Here is a 308-nt window from a genome sequence, read left to right as displayed (position 1 = left end):
CAGGGTAGAACGTCTTACCTGAATCATGAAACAGGCGACCATTACAACTATCTGGCCAACCAGTCTGGTTCTGTGACAGGTTTGACCAAGGAGGGAGAAGCAGTAGCCTCCACCAGCTACACTCTTTACGGTTCTACCAAGCAGTCAACAGATGAAACAGGCAATCCATTTGCCTACAATGGGGAAGCAAGGGACATCACAGGTCTTGACTACCTGCGTGCAAGATATTATGATAGCAGGGCTGGCATTTTCTTAACCGAGGATAGCTATGCGGGTCAAGCAACAGACCCCCTCAGTCAGAACCGCTA

General features: G+C 49.4%; 1 protein-coding gene. It reads left to right on the top strand.

Annotated features, from left to right (window positions below; genetic code table 11):
• On the top strand, positions 1 to 308 hold a 308-nt coding region (locus tag E4T79_RS10840), incomplete at both ends, for an RHS repeat-associated core domain-containing protein (protein WP_135030140.1).

This window comes from Streptococcus sp. LYSM12 (genome assembly GCF_004569635.1).
GTDB lineage: Bacteria > Bacillota > Bacilli > Lactobacillales > Streptococcaceae > Streptococcus.
The sequence above is the reverse complement of the archived record's forward strand: the minus strand, read 5'-3'. Positions and strand labels throughout refer to the sequence as shown.